This window comes from Bradyrhizobium sp. USDA 4504, assembly GCF_054063995.1.
In genome coordinates this window covers 3,379,656-3,394,596 of sequence record NZ_JBSSGV010000001.1, presented here as the reverse complement: position 1 = coordinate 3,394,596, position 14,941 = coordinate 3,379,656, and the positions used below count along the sequence as shown (strand labels likewise).

Annotated in this window: 16 protein-coding genes; 12 read left to right on the top strand and 4 right to left on the bottom strand. The window is 65.0% G+C overall.

Translation table 11 applies throughout. The annotated features are described in order from the left end of the window. The first annotated feature begins 23 nt into the window (after positions 1-23). Positions 24-809 (top strand): aldo/keto reductase, encoded by a 786-nt coding sequence (locus tag ACVMB1_RS15715; RefSeq protein WP_076834545.1) that lies wholly within the window; start codon positions 24-26, stop codon positions 807-809. A gap of 206 nt (positions 810-1,015) precedes the next feature. Continuing rightward, the gene (locus ACVMB1_RS15710) at positions 1,016-1,921 is read left to right on the top strand and encodes a hypothetical protein (protein WP_076834543.1); all 906 of its coding nucleotides are present in this window, start codon (positions 1,016-1,018) and stop codon (positions 1,919-1,921) included. Between the two features lie 193 nt (positions 1,922-2,114). On the opposite strand, the gene ACVMB1_RS15705 is transcribed toward ACVMB1_RS15710, so the two are convergent. Continuing rightward, a complete protein-coding gene (locus ACVMB1_RS15705) occupies positions 2,115-2,792 on the bottom strand; it encodes a DUF599 domain-containing protein (RefSeq protein ID WP_076834541.1) in 678 nt (225 codons plus the stop codon). 119 nt (positions 2,793-2,911) lie between these two features. On the opposite strand from ACVMB1_RS15705, the gene ACVMB1_RS15700 reads away from it, so the two are divergent. The 5 genes from ACVMB1_RS15700 to ACVMB1_RS15680 all read left to right on the top strand — a co-directional run bounded on the left by ACVMB1_RS15700 (position 2,912) and on the right by ACVMB1_RS15680 (position 6,157). Further along, positions 2,912-3,565 carry a glutathione S-transferase family protein gene (locus tag ACVMB1_RS15700; protein WP_076834539.1) on the top strand — a complete coding sequence of 218 codons (654 nt, stop codon included), beginning with the start codon at positions 2,912-2,914 and terminating at the stop codon, positions 3,563-3,565. Positions 3,566-3,682: 117 nt separating this feature from the next. Continuing rightward, positions 3,683-4,051: a YidB family protein gene (locus tag ACVMB1_RS15695; protein ID WP_057020822.1), complete on the top strand. Its 369-nt coding sequence runs from the start codon at positions 3,683-3,685 to the stop codon at positions 4,049-4,051. 217 nt (positions 4,052-4,268) lie between these two features. After that, on the top strand, positions 4,269-4,472 hold the full coding sequence (locus ACVMB1_RS15690) for a hypothetical protein (protein WP_018272021.1): 204 nt from the start codon (positions 4,269-4,271) through the stop codon (positions 4,470-4,472). A 155-nt stretch (positions 4,473-4,627) separates the two neighbouring features. Beyond that, complete coding sequence (locus tag ACVMB1_RS15685) at positions 4,628-5,578, top strand: hypothetical protein (protein ID WP_076834537.1); 951 nt, start codon at positions 4,628-4,630, stop codon at positions 5,576-5,578. Positions 5,579-5,716: 138 nt separating this feature from the next. Next, entirely contained in the window at positions 5,717-6,157 is a 441-nt protein-coding gene (locus ACVMB1_RS15680) for a DUF1489 family protein (protein WP_028336418.1), read from the top strand. A gap of 43 nt (positions 6,158-6,200) precedes the next feature. Here the strand turns inward: ACVMB1_RS15680 and ACVMB1_RS15675 are convergent, their stop codons facing one another. Together ACVMB1_RS15675 and panC are read right to left on the bottom strand one after the other, a co-directional pair. Then, the gene (locus ACVMB1_RS15675; protein ID WP_076834535.1) at positions 6,201-6,947 is read right to left on the bottom strand and encodes a hypothetical protein; all 747 of its coding nucleotides are present in this window, start codon (positions 6,945-6,947) and stop codon (positions 6,201-6,203) included. A gap of 141 nt (positions 6,948-7,088) precedes the next feature. Next, a complete protein-coding gene (gene panC, locus ACVMB1_RS15670) occupies positions 7,089-7,940 on the bottom strand; it encodes a pantoate--beta-alanine ligase (protein ID WP_076834533.1) in 852 nt (283 codons plus the stop codon). 280 nt (positions 7,941-8,220) lie between these two features. On the opposite strand from panC, the gene ACVMB1_RS15665 reads away from it, so the two are divergent. From ACVMB1_RS15665 to ACVMB1_RS15650, 4 genes are all read left to right on the top strand, one after another. Next, complete coding sequence (locus ACVMB1_RS15665; RefSeq protein ID WP_076834531.1) at positions 8,221-9,144, top strand: division plane positioning ATPase MipZ; 924 nt, start codon at positions 8,221-8,223, stop codon at positions 9,142-9,144. A gap of 391 nt (positions 9,145-9,535) precedes the next feature. Then, positions 9,536-10,477, top strand: a complete 942-nt coding sequence (locus tag ACVMB1_RS15660; protein ID WP_076834529.1) for an alpha/beta hydrolase — start codon at positions 9,536-9,538, stop codon at positions 10,475-10,477. Between the two features lie 89 nt (positions 10,478-10,566). Then, positions 10,567-11,307, top strand: a complete 741-nt coding sequence (locus ACVMB1_RS15655) for a vWA domain-containing protein (protein WP_076834527.1) — start codon at positions 10,567-10,569, stop codon at positions 11,305-11,307. A gap of 84 nt (positions 11,308-11,391) precedes the next feature. After that, entirely contained in the window at positions 11,392-12,111 is a 720-nt protein-coding gene (locus ACVMB1_RS15650; protein ID WP_076834525.1) for a DnaJ domain-containing protein, read from the top strand. 238 nt (positions 12,112-12,349) lie between these two features. Here the strand turns inward: ACVMB1_RS15650 and ACVMB1_RS15645 are convergent, their stop codons facing one another. Next, positions 12,350-14,143: a serine hydrolase gene (locus ACVMB1_RS15645; protein ID WP_141342908.1), complete on the bottom strand. Its 1,794-nt coding sequence runs from the start codon at positions 14,141-14,143 to the stop codon at positions 12,350-12,352. Positions 14,144-14,566: 423 nt separating this feature from the next. Here ACVMB1_RS15645 and ACVMB1_RS15640 point away from each other — a divergent pair, with 423 nt between their 5' ends. After that, positions 14,567-14,905 carry a phasin family protein gene (locus tag ACVMB1_RS15640; protein WP_016844841.1) on the top strand — a complete coding sequence of 113 codons (339 nt, stop codon included), beginning with the start codon at positions 14,567-14,569 and terminating at the stop codon, positions 14,903-14,905. The last annotated feature ends 36 nt before the right edge of the window (positions 14,906-14,941 follow it).

Here is a 14,941-nt window from a genome sequence, read left to right as displayed (position 1 = left end):
CGTCATGCGCGCATAATGGGCGCATGAATGTCGTCGAAGGCAACGGTGCCAGAATCCCGGCAATCGGGCTCGGCACATGGGAGCTGCGCGGGCGGACCTGCGCACGCATCGTCGAGCAGGCGTTGCGGCTCGGCTATCGCCACATCGACACCGCCCAGATCTATGACAATGAGCGCGAAGTCGGCGAGGGGCTGCGTGCCTCCGGCATCAAGCGCGACGACGTGTTCGTCACCACCAAGGTCTGGACCACGCATTTCATGGCCAAGGATCTCGAGCGGTCGGCGAAGGAGAGCCTGGCGCGGCTGCGCCTGACCGAGGTCGATCTGTTGCTGCTGCACTGGCCCAATGCACAGGTGCCGCTTGCCGAGACGCTCGGCGCGCTGGCGCGGGTCAGGCAGGCGGGCCTGGCGCGGCATATCGGCGTCTCCAACTTCAAAGTGGCGCTGATCAAGGAGGCGGTGGCGGCATGTCCCGAACCGCTCGCCTGCGACCAGGTCGAGTACCATCCTTATCTCGACCAGGCCGATGTGATCGAGGCCTGTCGACGCCGCGGCATGGCGTTCGTTGCCTACAGCCCGATCGCAAAAGGGCGGGTCAAGGGCGACCGCGCGCTCGCGCGGATCGGCGACCGCTATCGCAAGAGCGCTGCCCAGGTCTGCCTGCGCTGGCTGGTGCAGCAGAATGTCTCCGCGATCCCGCGCACCTCGAAGCTCGAACGCCTTCAGGAGAACATCGACATCTTCGATTTCGAGCTGTCCGTTGACGACATGCGCGAGATCTCGGCGATCGGGAGCGCTGACGCACGGTGACGGGCCCCGCGACGCATGGGCTCTTTGCCTGAGCATCAAGTCTTGGAAAGCATCAAGTTTTGGAAAAATGGCTGGGTCCTGATCCGGATCATGCTAATGCGCCGCTGGCCGATTGCAGCTTTGGACCGAATGGGGATTGAGGCAGGCGGGTTCCGGCCGGTATTGTGGCCGGGCGGGAAGAGACGTCACTGATGTGATCGAGTGGGATGAAGTTTCGGCCAAACGCGGATCTGATGGCGTCGGTGTTCGTGCACCTGATGCTGCTCGCGCTGATTTTCCTTTATTCGGAGGTCCATCAATTCGATCCCGTCGCCGCTGACACGGTGCCGGTCGAGATCGTGACGCCGCAGGAGGTCGCCAAGTCCGAGGTCGAGACCAAGCCCGAACCGGCACCGAGCCCGTCGCCAACGCCCGAGTTGCAGTTGCCGTCGCTCGATAAGCCGGTGGATTCGGCCAAGCCCGAACCATCGGCACAGGCGCCCGCGCCGCAGCAGAACGCGCAACAGCAACCGCCGCAGAAGCAGGCGACGCCGCCGGCGCCCAAGCCCAGCCCGGCGCCGCAACGTGCCGCGGCCGAGCCGCCGCCCGCGCCGGCACAGCAAACGCCACCGATGCCCCAGCCAACGGCGCAGCAACAGGCGGCAGCGTCGCCGCCTGCCTATGCGCAGCCCGAGCCCGATCTTTCGGTCAAATACAACGTCATGCTCGGCCTGCCGCCGGATATCTCCGTGAAACCGCCAGCCAGCGCGCCGTCCGGCCTCGGACCCGGCAAGGACAATTTCGACGCGGCCGCCACCGAGCAGGCCGATGTCGGCTCGAGCGTGGTTGCCGAATTCCGCCGTCATCTGAAGACCTGCCTGAAGCTCCCGCCGACGCTGAGCGCGGGCGACGACGTGAAGATCAAGCTCAGGGTGTTCATGAAGCCTGACGGCAAGCTCGCCGCGTCACCCTTGCTGATCGAAGCCACCGCCTCGGAAAAGGGGCCGCTGTTGCTGAAGAGCGCGACCGATGCGCTGCAGGCCTGCCAGCCCTATGCGATGCTGCCGCGGGATCGCTACGGCGAATGGAAGGTGCTCGACCTCGATTTCAGCCCGCGCGATTTCGCGTCGTAGACCAGGGACGAGCGGCGCACTCGGCCTCGCCCCGCGTGCGGGGAGAGGCCGGATTGCATCGCCAGATGCAATCCGGGTGAGGGGGAGTCTCCGCGAACGCGTCTCTCTCCGTCGATGCGGAAACAGCCCCTCACCCCAACCCTCTCCCCGTAAGAACGGGGAGAGGGAGCGCAGCACGGCCTCGACCGTCGCGTCAGCTTCCCATCGCCTGCCAGGCATTCGAGGCGAACTGCCGGCGCCAGATCACGATCACGACCGCGGCTGTCGTGACGAACAGCACCCAGGGGCTGACGAACCAGCCGAGATAGCCGAGCGCGAAGAAAAACGCGCGCTGGCCGCGGTTGAAGTGCCGGCCTGCGGTCTCGAACAGCCGCGTGGTGCGGATCACATGGGCCTCGGCCTCCGGCGTGTCGCGCTGGTCGGCCGGCGGCATCGCGCCGAACAGGATCGCCACATAGTTGAACAGGCGATAGGCCCAGGCGAATTTGAAGAAGGTGTAGATGAAGATCAGGATCAGCCCGATGCACTTGACCTCCCACAAAGCGGGCGAGGGCGTGAGGTTGACCGGCAGGGCGCCGAGCACGGCGAGCGCGTCATTGGTGGCGCGCAATAGCGCCAGCCCGCCGCCGATCGCGATCAGACTGGTGGAGGCAAAGAACGCGGTGCCGTTCTGCAAGCTGGCCATGATCTGCATGTCGACCATCCGTGCGTCGCGGTTGAGCAGATTCCGCACCCAGATCTCGCGATAGACATGCATCCGCGCCGATAGGCTGTCGCGCCCATACGCGGTGTGCTCCAGCGTGATGGCGTAGACCAGCCATTCCAGCGCAAAGAAGCCGACGGCCAGGATGTCGGTCCAATAGCCGGTCATGTTGCCTTCCTTCGTGAGCGCGCGGCTGACTGTCCGCGCCGGGCCGCATCCGCGTCATGTACAGGTTGAACGCGTGCAATGCACTATGGCAAACTACCGAGGCAACAGGATTCCCGGACATGCTCAAGCTCGTCATCGGCAACAAGAACTATTCGTCATGGTCGATGCGGCCCTGGCTGGCGTTGCGCGCCAACAACATCCCGTTCGAAGAGGTCTTCATTCCGCTCTACACGGACCAGGCCGACAAGGACCGCATCCTATCTTTCAGCAAGGCTGGCAAGGTGCCGACGCTGATCGATGGCGACGTCACGGTGTGGGATTCGCTGGCGATCATCGAATATCTCGCCGAGAGATTTCCCGAGGCGAAGCTCTGGCCTGCGGATCGTGCCGCGCGCGCGCATGCCCGCGCGATCTCGGCGGAGATGCATTCCGGTTTCATGCCGCTGCGCAACGAATGCGGCATGAATCTGCACCGGCCGATCCGCGCTGTCGCGCTGTCGGATGATGCGCGCGCCAACGTGGCGCGGATCCAGGATATCTGGGCCGAGTGCCATGCGCGCTACGGCAAGCAGGGTCCGTTCCTGTTCGGCGCATTCTCTGCCGCCGATGCGATGTACGCGCCCGTGGTGCATCGCTTCCGCACCTACGCGATCCCGGTGAAGGCCGAGGCGCAGCACTATGTCGATGCCATGATGCAGCTTCCGGCATTCCAGGAATGGACCCGCGACGGCGTTGCCGAGACGCTGCGGATCGCCCGATTCGAGGATGTCTGACGGTTGCTGCGCTTCCGAATTGTGACAGCGGTCGCAAAGATCGCGGCTTGACGCCGCGGGGCCGAAGGCGTCGAATCCGGAAAGGCTGGTTTTGCAAGTCGTGAAAGGACTTAGACCATGGGCATTCTCGATTCCCTGGAGAATTCGCCGGAGCTGAAAGGCATGCTTGGCCAGCTTGGCGCGGCGGTGATCCCCGTCGTGCTCGGCGAGGTCCTGGGCAATGGCGGGCAGGGCGGCTTGTCCGCGATCGTCGCCAAGCTCGAGCAGGCCGGGCTTGGCGAGCAGGTCAGATCCTGGATCGGTACCGGTCAGAACCTGCCGATCACCGCTGAGCAGCTCCAGCAGGTGCTCGGCAGCGACACGGTCAAGCAGCTCGCCGCCAGGTTCAACATTCCGGTGGACCAGCTGTCCAAGGTGCTCGCCCAGCAACTTCCGGCTGCGGTCGACGGCGCGAGCCCGGGCGGCAAGCTGCCGCAGACCGCTTGAGCCGGTGGAATCAGGGTTCCAACCGGGCTCGGCGGGCAATTTCCGGCTGGCACGCAAATTGCTGCCTATCGCCCTGAAAAACCTGCAAAATCGCACCTTCGCTATGCCCCAATCTTGCTGGATTTGGGGAGGTGCGATGTGCTAGCTTGCCGCAGGGTTCTCAAAATGCCGGCCTGAGCTATCGGGACTGTCAGCTCAGCCAGCAATCTCTAAGAAAATGGAGAGGGCGTTGAAGCATAAGTACTCGATTGGCGAGACCGTCTATTTCACGGCCAGCAACGTGGCGCGCCCCGCCGCGAGCGGCACCTATCAAGTGATCCGTCTGCTGCCGACCGACGGTGACGATTGCCAATATCGCATCAAGAGCTCGACCGAAGCTTTCGAACGGGTGGCCAAGGAGAGTCAGCTCGCGCTGTCCTGAAGGAGTGTTGTGCGCAAGCCGGCGGCTGGAGCGGGTTCCGCGCCGCCGCCGTCAAAAGGCCCTGTTCGCAGACCCATTGTGCTGAAGGTTGGACGTCGGGGTGGCGGCGTTCGCCGTCGCCGATTGTGCTTACGCTGCGTTGAGGGACATCGCGCATGAACTGGGCTTCCTCGCTGGATCAGATCTGGCGCTCACCGACCTTCCCGATGTGGCTGACGCTGGCCGCTGCGGGGTTCTTTGGGATCGTCGTTCTGGTCACGCTGCTGCGTGCGGAAAAATCCGTCGCCAACGGCGCGCTGACCGTGATCACGCTGCTGTCGATCGCGGTTGCGGTCGCCGCGACGATCCGTGGCTTCGGCTCGGGCGGGCAGGCGGTGCCGGCCGAGACACGGACGGCGCAACTGGCCAGCCAGACGGTGCCGGCGCTGGCCTGCGTCGACGACCTCGCCGGAGACGCCGTTCTCAACGCCTGCGAGAAGGTGCTGTTCGGTTCATCGGATACGGCGGCGGCGGCGGTCAGCTACGCGGCGGCGCAGGTCTCGCGCCTGACCGCGCTGGGCGACCTCGCGACCGCCGAGCGCAATTCGACCACCGAGTTGCAGGCGCTGCGCCGCGCCATCGAGCATGACCGCTACGGCCTGGTCGCCTATGCGCTGATGGCGCGCGACCACTGCACGCCGACCGCGTGCCCCGCGTTCCGCTCGCTCGGCGACAACCATCAGATCATCGCCAACATGAACGAGCGGACCTACGAGAACCTGATCACGCGCTACGCAGGGTCGTGGAACGCGCCGGCCGGCGCCCAGGCATCGGCTGCCTCCGGCCTGGTCGCGGCGCTGCCGCAGTCGTTGCCCACCGGCAAGCCGACCAATGCGGAGTTTCCGAGCTCAGCGAACACGCCGCCGGTCAGCATCATGACGCCCGAGCCGGCAAAGCCGGCCGCCGCCGCACCAGCGCCGGCCGCGCGCGCTGCCGCCGCGCCGCCCGCCGCAGCCCCGAAGCGTCCGCCGGCGGCGAAGCGCCCGGTCCAGATCGCGCCGGCCCCGGCCGCGCCGGCGTCGCCTCCTGCCGCCGCCAGCGCACCGGCGGCTGCGAACGAGCAATGAGCGTGATGACGGCGGCTTGAGCCGCCGTCGTTGCGCCGTTCCGGCTTCGTTTGGCTCGAAAAGCGCTCTAGTCCCGATATCCACCGCCGCGGAGAGCGCTCCCTTTTCAAAGCGCTCGCCGGCCGCTACATCCGGCGCATGCCGCTTCATCTCATCAAGCTCGCCGTCGGTTGCGACTCCGTCAAGGAACTCAAGGGCTGGGTTGCCGAACGGATGGCGACCGCGAAGAAAAAGGGCCTGCCGCTCCGTCACGTCCACATCACGCGGATGACGCCGAAGCGCGAGGAGGAGATCCTTGCCGGCGGCTCGCTCTATTGGGTGATCCGCGGCGAGATCGCCGCGCGCGAGAAGATCATCGCCATCGAGCCGTTCCGCGACAAGGACGGCATCGGACGCTGCCGGCTGGTGATGCAGCCCAAGGTGATCGCGGTCTCGCCGCGGCCGATGCGGCCGTTCCAGGGCTGGCGCTACCTGACCGCAGACTCCGCGCCGGCCGATCTCACCAAGTCGAGCGCCGCCAGCGTGGCATCGATGCCCGAGCCGATGCGCCGCGAGTTGCGCGACCTCGGCTTGCTGTAAGCAATCGGGTTGCTCTGAGCAATCGAACGGCAGTGATCCGGGATCACTGGGTTACGAGATGCAGCCGAGCCCATTCTGAGGCCGGGACCTCGACATAACGGCCACCCGCCCTGTCGGCGGTGACGTCGAACAGTTCATGGCCGATCCCCATCTCGCTGAGATATCTCCGGAACTGATCGGTGAAGATTGTGGTAAGGCTTTCGCGGTGCTCGGCAGAGACGTTGGGTGCGAGCCGGTCGTAGATCTGCATCCTTGCGGTCAGGATGACGCGGTTGCCGGGCGGCAGGTTACGATGCACGCCGCCCGCAAGCATCAATACACATGCAAGCTCGCAGGGCACACCGGAGAGCTTTTCCTTCGCATCCAGCGGGCCGCCAGGCCGCTTCAGTGCAAAGCATTCCTCCTCGGGTTTTCCGTTGCATGCCTCGACCTCGGTTGCCGCCACCGCCGCATCGATGCCGCGACCGCGCAGGATGCGACCGAGGCTGGCAGCGACGGTGAGGTCGGAGCCCGGTTTGACATTGATCACCACCGGCAGCTTGCGTCCGTTCTGCCGGTCGAGGATCGCTAGCAGGCGCTTGTAGGTGTCCCATTGCACCGCGCCTTCGGCCGCGATCCAGTTCGAGCAGCCGGGGCCGCAGGCATCAGGCGCACCATGCGCGACGTAGAAGATCATGGCGCCGGGCGCCGAATTGACGCCGCCGACCGGCGGCCGGGTCTGTGCCTGCGCCCCAGCCGCGGCCAGCAGCGCGATGCCAAGAACAATGCCTTGCCTGAAGTAATGGTTCATTCCGATCGCCCTTGAAAGGCGCGATCATCCATGCGTCGCGAGCGTGGCGCAAGCACCCGGCCGCACAGATGAGGCCGAGCCCTCATTACAGGCTCGCATCCTCTCTGCGCATGAACCGTTTCACACTTTTCCGGTCCGGTCTCAGACCGCGATATTGTCGATCAGGCGCGTGCTGCCGAGCTTTGCCGCCACCAGCATCCGCATCGGGCCGTCCTTCGGCGAGCCGATCGGCGCCAGGGAGGCGGCGTGGCGCACTTCGAGATAATCGAGCACGAAGCCGGCCCTGGTGATCGCCGCGGCGCCGTCAGCCATTGCGGTCGCGGTATCCTCGCCGGCGCGCAGGCGGCCGGCCGTTTGCTTCATCACCCGGTGAAGCTCAGGGGCGGCGCGCCGTTCCTCCGGCGAGAGGTAGACGTTGCGTGACGACATCGCGAGACCGTCGCGCTCGCGCACCGTTTTGGATCCGATCACCTTGACCCCGAGGTCGAGGTCCGCGGCCATCTGGGTGACGACCCGGAGCTGCTGAAAGTCCTTCTCGCCAAAGATCGCGACGTCGGGCCGGACCTGGGTGAACAGCTTGCCGACCACGGTGGCGACGCCGCCGAAGAAATGCGGCCGGAAGCGATCCTCGAGCCCGGCGGTGGCCGGCCCCTCCGGCACGATCCTGGTGGCGAAGCCGTCCGGGTACATCGCCTTCACCTCGGGATGCCAGATCAGGTCGACGCCCTCGGCGGCGAGCTTGGCGACGTCGGCTTTCCAGGTGCGCGGATAGGAGCCGAAATCTTCGGTCGGCGCGAACTGGGTCGGGTTGACGAAGATCGAGACGACGACCCGCTTGGCGCGGCGCTTGGCGAGCCGCACCAGCGACACATGGCCATCATGGAGCGCTCCCATGGTTGGGACCAGCGCGACGGTTGCCTTCTTGACGCGCAGCGTGTCGACGGCGCGACGAAGGGCGGGGACGGTACGGACGACGGTGGGATTTCTCGGCATCTGGTCTCGGCTCGTGGGGCAATCCGGGTGGGAACGAATCTGGGCGGGACGGGTTGGCGTTCGGCAGGTCACGCAGCTTACCAAGTCCGAACCACGATCGGCAAACCGGCCGATAAGCCTTACACGATCTCGAACGTGCGCGGATCAAAGCCGCCGATCGACGCAGCAGTCTTGCTTGATCGATTCATCAGCACGGCCGCAATCGATTTCCTGTCGCAGCGATGCATTTCACTTGACCGCAGCGGCGCTCGCTTTGAAGATCATTGCGGGGATTTGAATCATGTTGGTGCAGGCTCGTCAGGGTCAATCCGGCTCCGCACATGTCATCGTGCTGGGCAACGAGAAGGGTGGATCGGGAAAGTCGACCACCGCCCTGCATATCGCCGTCGCGCTGCTGAAGGCCGGGCAACGCGTCGCCAGCATCGATCTCGACTGCCGCCAGCAGAGCTTCACCCGCTACATCAGCAATCGCCAGGCCTGGGCGCGACGCACCGGGCTCGACCTCGAGCTCCCGGCACACCACTGCATCAAGTACGGCGAGACGATGCAGATCGAGGAGAACGAGAACGCGGAATTCCAGCAGTTCATGGCCGCTGTGAGCGCGGTGGAACGCGCCTGTGATTTCATCGTCATCGATACCCCGGGCGCGGACAGCTACCTGATGCGGCTCGCGCATTCGATGGCCGACACTTTGGTAACCCCGATCAACGACAGCTTCCTCGATTTCGACGTGCTCGGCACCGTCGATCCCGCGACTTACGCGGTGACCGGCGAGAGCCATTATGCGGAGATGGTGCGCGACACCAGACGCAAGCGCCGCCAGCTCGATGGCGCCTCGACCGACTGGATCGTGGTGCGCAACCGGCTCTCGATGCTCGGCTCGCGCAACAAGCAGCTGGTGGCCGACGGCTTGAAACAGCTCTCGCTGCGGCTCGGGTTCCGTGCGGTCGACGGCTTTGCCGAGCGGGTGGTCTATCGCGAATTCTTCCCGCGCGGGCTGACGGCGCTCGACGACATCGACGAGGCGACGCTCGGCACCCGCCCGAGCCTCGGTCACGTCACCGCCCGCGAGGAGGTGATGAGCCTGCTGCGCCAGCTCAAGCTGCCGCTCGACGAGCGCGGCCGCCGCAGGGCCGCCAACCGGGCCGAATGGTTCAGCCAGGTCGACAAGCCGCTGGAAGTCGACGACATCATCGGCGGCTAGACCGCCGGGCACTCCTTCTGGCAGGTTCCAGGGCGTCGGGCGTCCAGGAAGTGACTATCGTCACTTCCTGGCCCGTCCAGAAGCACGGTAGTCTTGCGGGGTTTTCGGCCACTCCGTCGCCAATATGCCGGAACAAAGCTGGCCAGATCCGGTTTTCCCAAAGCCAGCCGCGTTTCCGCTCCTCGTTGGTTGGTCTTGAGGTATTATCGTACCGCAGAGCCATGGCGCCAGAAGCGAATGCACAAAGGTTGTGTGCACCGCACAATGAACGTGCTGCGAAGTCCCAACTTTTAGACTTCCTGTCACGGCGCTGTGACATATATTCTCAAAAGGAGGCCGAAGAGTCTCCGGCCAAGAATAGCCCTGAAAAGGCGGGCACCTCGAGGACGTCATGAAGCGTGGAATTCTCGTTCTGCTTTCTCTCTCCGTGGTGATCACGGCGGCCTATTTCACCGCGAGCAAGTGGGCGATCCGTCATGAAACTCTCATGTTCAAGGACCCGACGCGCGATGAGCGGCCGGTCGCGGTCGACGTTGCCGTGCGCTTCGACAAGGAGATGCAGGCCGACGCTGGCATGATCACGCTGCCGGTTGCGATCCTCAATCATGGCAATACCGTCAAATTCACCGAATATTCCTTCCTCGCGAACGTGTTCGCGGCGCGCGGCTATCTGACCATCAGCATTCAGAACGACCTGCCGTCGGACGGACCGATGGTGACCAAGGTCGGTGAGCTCTATGTCGGCCGCCTGCCGCAGTACCAGCGCGGCATCACCAACATCAAGTTCGCGATCGAGGAGATGAAGAAGCGCCAGCCGAACGCGGACTACAGCAAGCTGACGATGGTCGGCCATTCCAATGGCGGCGACATCGCGATGTATTTCGCCAAGCAGTATCCGGACGAGATCAAGAAGGTGGTGACGCTGGACAATCTGCGCGTGCCGTTCATGACCGACGGCAAGTTCAAGATCCTGTCATTCCGTTCGCGTGACTCGCAGTTCAAGCCGGATCCGGGCGTCGTTCCCGATGCCGACGAATGCGAGAAGGCCGGCATCACCGTGGTGAACACCAACTTCCAGCACAACGACATGCGTGACACCGGGCCCGAGAAGGCCAAGGACTCGATCCAGGCCATGCTCGATAAATTCCTCGCCGACACCGACAGCGCTGTCGCGCCGGTCGACACCAGGAATGCGCCGCCGAAGATTCTGGAGCCCGGTCCCGTCTCGCTCTACGTGCCGGTCGAGAAACCTCAGACCTTGACCGATAAGCTCAAGAAGTCGCTCTCGCTGACCAAGACCGAGACGAAGAAGGATCCGTCGGTCACGAATTGACCGGGCGGCTCGCGGTCCAGGCTGGCCTCTCACGTTGACCAATCCACTGCCGCGGCCCACATAGTGTTTGCTGTACGAGGCAAGCGCTGATGGCCGGCAAGACGATCAAACCGACATCCGGAGGCGATGTACGCCCGGCCCATGCGCCTGGCGTGCCGGCATCCAGCGCGAACGACATCGCGGCATTCGTCGCCAAGGCGCGGGCGATGTCGCCGCATCGCGCCGGCGCCCACGGCAGGCTGGTGTTCGCGCTCGACGCCACGATGAGCCGGCAGCCGACATGGGACATGGCGTGCACGCTGCAGGCGGACATGTTCCGCGAGGCCGGCGCGCTCGGCAGTCTCGATATCCGCCTCATCTATTATCGCGGCTTCAATGAATGCCGTGCGTCGGGCTGGATCTCCGACAGCGCGCAGCTCGCGCGGCTGATGAGCAAGATCGATTGCCAGGGCGGCAACACCCAGATCGGCAAGGTGCTGTCCGAGACGCGTCGCGAAGCGGTCGAGGCAGGGGTGCGCGCCTTGGTGTTCGTCGGCGACGCGATGGAGGAGAGCGCCGACGATCTCTGCGCCAAAGCCGGTGAGCTCGGCCTGCTCAAGGTGCCGGTCTTCATGTTCCAGGAGGGCAGGGATGCGACCGCCGAGCAAACGTTTCGCGAGATCGCGCGACTGACCGGCGGCGCCTGGTGCAGGTTCGATCCCGGCGCAGCCGCCCAGCTCCGCGAATTGCTGCGTGCCGCCGCAGCCTATGCCGCCGGCGGCCGCGAGGCGCTGCTGCAACTGGCGAAGACGACGAGCGGCGCGGCGAAGCTGATCGGCCAGATGAAATAGCGCCGCGTCGCGTCAGGCTCCGCCTGATGCCGGTGAGACGAAGCTTCGCATGCTTTTTGCCGCCGGGCCGCCTATATTCCCGACATGCCAACGCTGATCGCCGGCGTCATCGCCGTTGTCGTCCTTTATTCCGCGCTGCAGATGTTCCGTGCGGCCAATCCCGCCGTGCTTGCGCGCGCGATCAAGATCGGCGGCGGGGTGCTCGCGCTGGCGGTCGCGGCCTTTACCGGCGTGCGGGGCGAACTGGCGGTGGCAATTCCGCTCGGCATTTTCGGCGCCGGACTGCTCGGCTGGTCGCCGTTCGGAAGCACCGGATTTCCCAATCTCGGCGGTATGTTCGGCGGTTCGCGCAGCCAGGGACAAAGCTCGCGGGTGCGCTCGCAATATCTCGATATGACCCTCGATCACGGCAGCGGCGTGCTCAGAGGCCAGATCGTGGCCGGACCGCAGGCCGGCCGCATGCTCGACGAGTTCGACCTGTCGCAGTTATTGGCGATGGTCCCGAGCTTCGACGCCGAGAGCGTCGCGCTACTTGAAAGCTATCTGGACCGCCGCTTTCCCGCCTGGCGTCAGGACGCACAGGGCGACCGGGCACGGGGGCAGGGCCGTGCGGCGTCGGGCGGCAAAATGACGAACGAGGAGGCCTATCAGATCCTTGGCCTGCAGCCGGGAGCGACGCGCGACGACATCAGCCGGGCTCACCGTACCCTGATGAAGAAACTCCATCCCGACCAGGGGGGCTCGACGTACCTCGCGGCCCGTGTGAACGAGGCCAAGGACACTCTGCTTCGCACGCATCTCTAACTCCGGCTACGCTACCAACGCCACAGCCGAGAGCTGCCTTCCGTTTCTGATTGATGCCCCGTTGGCCCGCCGCTGTCCGGCGTGGCCGATCGCTCTTTCGGGAAAACTTAACCGTAAAATCTTGACGAGAAGTTTCATGGTTGCGCCGCTCGCGGACGGCCGGCTGTTTTCGCGGCGGCAAAAGCAAAACGGCCGGCGCTTGCGGCGCCGGCCGTTCGAAATCAGCAGATGCTGACGATCAGTTGCGAACGGTGATGCAGGAGATCTCAGCGCGCTTCAGCGTCTTGCAAGCCGCCTCGGCCTGATCGCGCTCGAGGCCGGCAAAACGGGCGCGATAGAGCTTGCGATTATCCTTGGCGACGACCTCGGTAAACGGGTCCGCCTTGCTGAGCAGGCCGCGGGCCGAGCTGCGCGCCAGGTCGATGCGCTTGTTGGCTTCGCCCTCGGACTCCAGCGCGCCAACCTGGATGATCCAGCCGGTATGCGCGGCGCTCGGCTTTGCTGAGCTGGTCGGCGGAGCGGCCTGCACGCCGCGGGTTGCGGGTTCGATCGACGCCATGGCCTGTGGCGCCGGGGTAGCGGGTGCATGGACGGCCGAGGCTGGCAGCACGCCGAGGATGCCGTTGCCGGTGCCGAAATTGGCCGGCTGCGGCGGCATTTCCGGCCTCGAGGTCTCGGCGGCCCGCGCCATCATCGCATTGGAGGTCTCGGGGACCTCGCCGCGCGAGGGGATCGTGTTGGTGATCGGAGGCGCGGACTGCGCCGGGCCGGCCGCGGCGAGCTTGATCTGGCCGGCTTTGACCTGCACCGTCTTCACCTTGACCGGCTTCATCGGTTCAGCCGAGCCGGGGATCGCGGCGATCGGCTGGGTCTGGATCACGCCTGAGGTCAGCGGCGCCGGCTCGGGCTTGGCCTGCGGCTCCGGCTTGGCCGGAAGCGGCGGCAGCGCGGCGGCGGCCGCCGCCATCAGCGAGGGCTTGCTGGCCGGGCGCGGCGCCTGGATCGCGGCAGCTGCAGCGGCGGGCTCCGATGCCGCGACCGGCGAAGTGTCCGGCGCGCGCGCACTATCCGCGTCGGCGACCTCGACATTGGCGTCGGCCGGATTGCGTTCGGTGATCGCTGCGGCAGTGCGGGTGGTCGCGGCCTTCCCGACGTTCTCGGCGAGCAGGTTGCGCATGATGGCGTCACGCGAGCCGCCGCTGCGGCCGCCAAGCACCACGCCGACCAGGAAGCGATTGCCGCGGCGCATCGAGGTCACGAGGTTGAAGCCGGACGCGCGGGTGTAGCCGGTCTTGATACCGTCAACGCCCTCGACGTTGCCGAGCAGATGGTTGTGGTTGCGGATCGATTGGCCGCGGAAGTTAAACACCGAGGTCGAGAAGTAGCGGTAGTAGCGCGGGAAGCGGTCCTGGATCGCGCGGCCGAGAGTCGATTGATCGCGCGCCGTCGTCACCTGCTCATCGTTGGGCAGGCCGGAGGCGTTGCGATAAACGGTCCGGCTCATGCCGAGCGCACGGGCCTTGCGGGTCATCATCCGGGCGAAATCGTCTTCGCTGCCGCCGATCGCCTCGGCGATCACGACCGCGGCGTCATTGGCCGAGCGGGTGACCAGGCCCTTGATGGCGTCTTCGACCTTGATGGTCGAGCCGGGCCGCAGGCCGAGCTTGGTCGGGTCCTGTTCGGAGGCGTGCTCGGACACCGGCATTTCGGTGTCGAGCTTCATCTTCCCGGAATCGAGGCGCTCGAACAGCAGATAGAGCGTCATGATCTTGGTCAGCGAGGCCGGGTGGCGCAAGCCGTCGGGACTGGTGGCGGTGAGCACCGAACCGGTGTTGCCGTCGACGATGATCGACGCGAATTGCGGGCTGTAGCTCTCGCGCGCTTCCTGGCTGTGGTGGTGACGGGCGTAGTGGCGCCGGTGACGGCGCGCCTCGGCGCTATCACTCGTGATCAGGATCGCCGTCGTGACGGTAACGAGCCCAAGAACGCCAACTCGCAGCGCCCGCGAGGAGGCCAAGGTTGTTCGAAGCATCTACTTCCCCGTCCCAATTTCTATCTAGATCACTGGCTCGTGAGGCGAAATTGTGCCCGGCGGCCATCGATCCTTGCCTGCGCAACAAACCACTTCGGGCAGAACCATCGGCCGAGGTGGCGGCTCAGGTCGCTCTTCTAGCTAAGGTGTTGTTCACAAACAGCTTTCGAGGCTGTCTGTCGGAAGGCGAACAAAGTCCGGGAATCAGGTTAGGCGGACCGAGTTTCCAAAAGATTAAGCAACCGTTGCGTAGTCCCCCGGGGTTTATCGCGAATGCCGGAGATTCGGGGTTGTGGGATTGTGCGATGCACAATATTCGTTGACTCTATTGTGCGATGCGATATGGCTATCGGCGTCAGGGGGCCGGGAGCTTCCCGGCAATGGGAATTTGCGCCTTCAAGTCTGGGAAAAGGAATTCCATCCATGGTCAAGATCGAAGACATTCAGAACTACGGCAAAGAGCATTTCGAGTCGGTCACCGCGTCGGCGAACAACCTGCAGAGCGGCGTTCAGGCCATCGCCACCGCCTATGGCGACTATGCCAAGAAGTCCTTTGAGGACACCAAGTCGTTCGTCGAGAAGCTGTCGGGCGTGAAGTCGCTGGACAAGGCGCTCGAGGCGCAGACCGAGTACCTGCGCTCGTCCTACGAGACCTTCGTTGCGGAATCGCAGAAGATCGCCGGCCTGTACAGCGACTGCGCCAAGCAGACCTTCAAGCCCTATGAGGGTCTGGTCTCCAAGTTCGCGCCCGCCGCTCAGTAAGCGTTGCCGTCCAAGACAAACGAAAAGCCCGGCCGT

Excerpts from the sequence above, each read along its gene's own strand:
- ACVMB1_RS15690 (WP_018272021.1), top strand. The coding sequence starts at position 4,269 with ATGGAGAGGGCGTTGAAGCATAAGTACTCGATTGGCGAGACCGTCTAT.
- ACVMB1_RS15675 (WP_076834535.1), bottom strand. The coding sequence starts at position 6,947 with ATGAACCATTACTTCAGGCAAGGCATTGTTCTTGGCATCGCGCTGCTG.
- ACVMB1_RS15710 (WP_076834543.1), top strand. The coding sequence starts at position 1,016 with ATGAAGTTTCGGCCAAACGCGGATCTGATGGCGTCGGTGTTCGTGCAC.
- ACVMB1_RS15695 (WP_057020822.1), top strand. The coding sequence starts at position 3,683 with ATGGGCATTCTCGATTCCCTGGAGAATTCGCCGGAGCTGAAAGGCATG.
- ACVMB1_RS15700 (WP_076834539.1), top strand. The coding sequence starts at position 2,912 with ATGCTCAAGCTCGTCATCGGCAACAAGAACTATTCGTCATGGTCGATG.
- ACVMB1_RS15645 (WP_141342908.1), bottom strand. The coding sequence starts at position 14,143 with ATGCTTCGAACAACCTTGGCCTCCTCGCGGGCGCTGCGAGTTGGCGTT.
- ACVMB1_RS15650 (WP_076834525.1), top strand. The coding sequence starts at position 11,392 with ATGCCAACGCTGATCGCCGGCGTCATCGCCGTTGTCGTCCTTTATTCC.
- ACVMB1_RS15655 (WP_076834527.1), top strand. The coding sequence starts at position 10,567 with ATGGCCGGCAAGACGATCAAACCGACATCCGGAGGCGATGTACGCCCG.
- ACVMB1_RS15665 (WP_076834531.1), top strand. The coding sequence starts at position 8,221 with ATGTTGGTGCAGGCTCGTCAGGGTCAATCCGGCTCCGCACATGTCATC.
- ACVMB1_RS15640 (WP_016844841.1), top strand. The coding sequence starts at position 14,567 with ATGGTCAAGATCGAAGACATTCAGAACTACGGCAAAGAGCATTTCGAG.
- ACVMB1_RS15685 (WP_076834537.1), top strand. The coding sequence starts at position 4,628 with ATGAACTGGGCTTCCTCGCTGGATCAGATCTGGCGCTCACCGACCTTC.
- ACVMB1_RS15660 (WP_076834529.1), top strand. The coding sequence starts at position 9,536 with ATGAAGCGTGGAATTCTCGTTCTGCTTTCTCTCTCCGTGGTGATCACG.
- ACVMB1_RS15705 (WP_076834541.1), bottom strand. The coding sequence starts at position 2,792 with ATGACCGGCTATTGGACCGACATCCTGGCCGTCGGCTTCTTTGCGCTG.
- panC (WP_076834533.1), bottom strand. The coding sequence starts at position 7,940 with ATGCCGAGAAATCCCACCGTCGTCCGTACCGTCCCCGCCCTTCGTCGC.
- ACVMB1_RS15680 (WP_028336418.1), top strand. The coding sequence starts at position 5,717 with ATGCCGCTTCATCTCATCAAGCTCGCCGTCGGTTGCGACTCCGTCAAG.
- ACVMB1_RS15715 (WP_076834545.1), top strand. The coding sequence starts at position 24 with ATGAATGTCGTCGAAGGCAACGGTGCCAGAATCCCGGCAATCGGGCTC.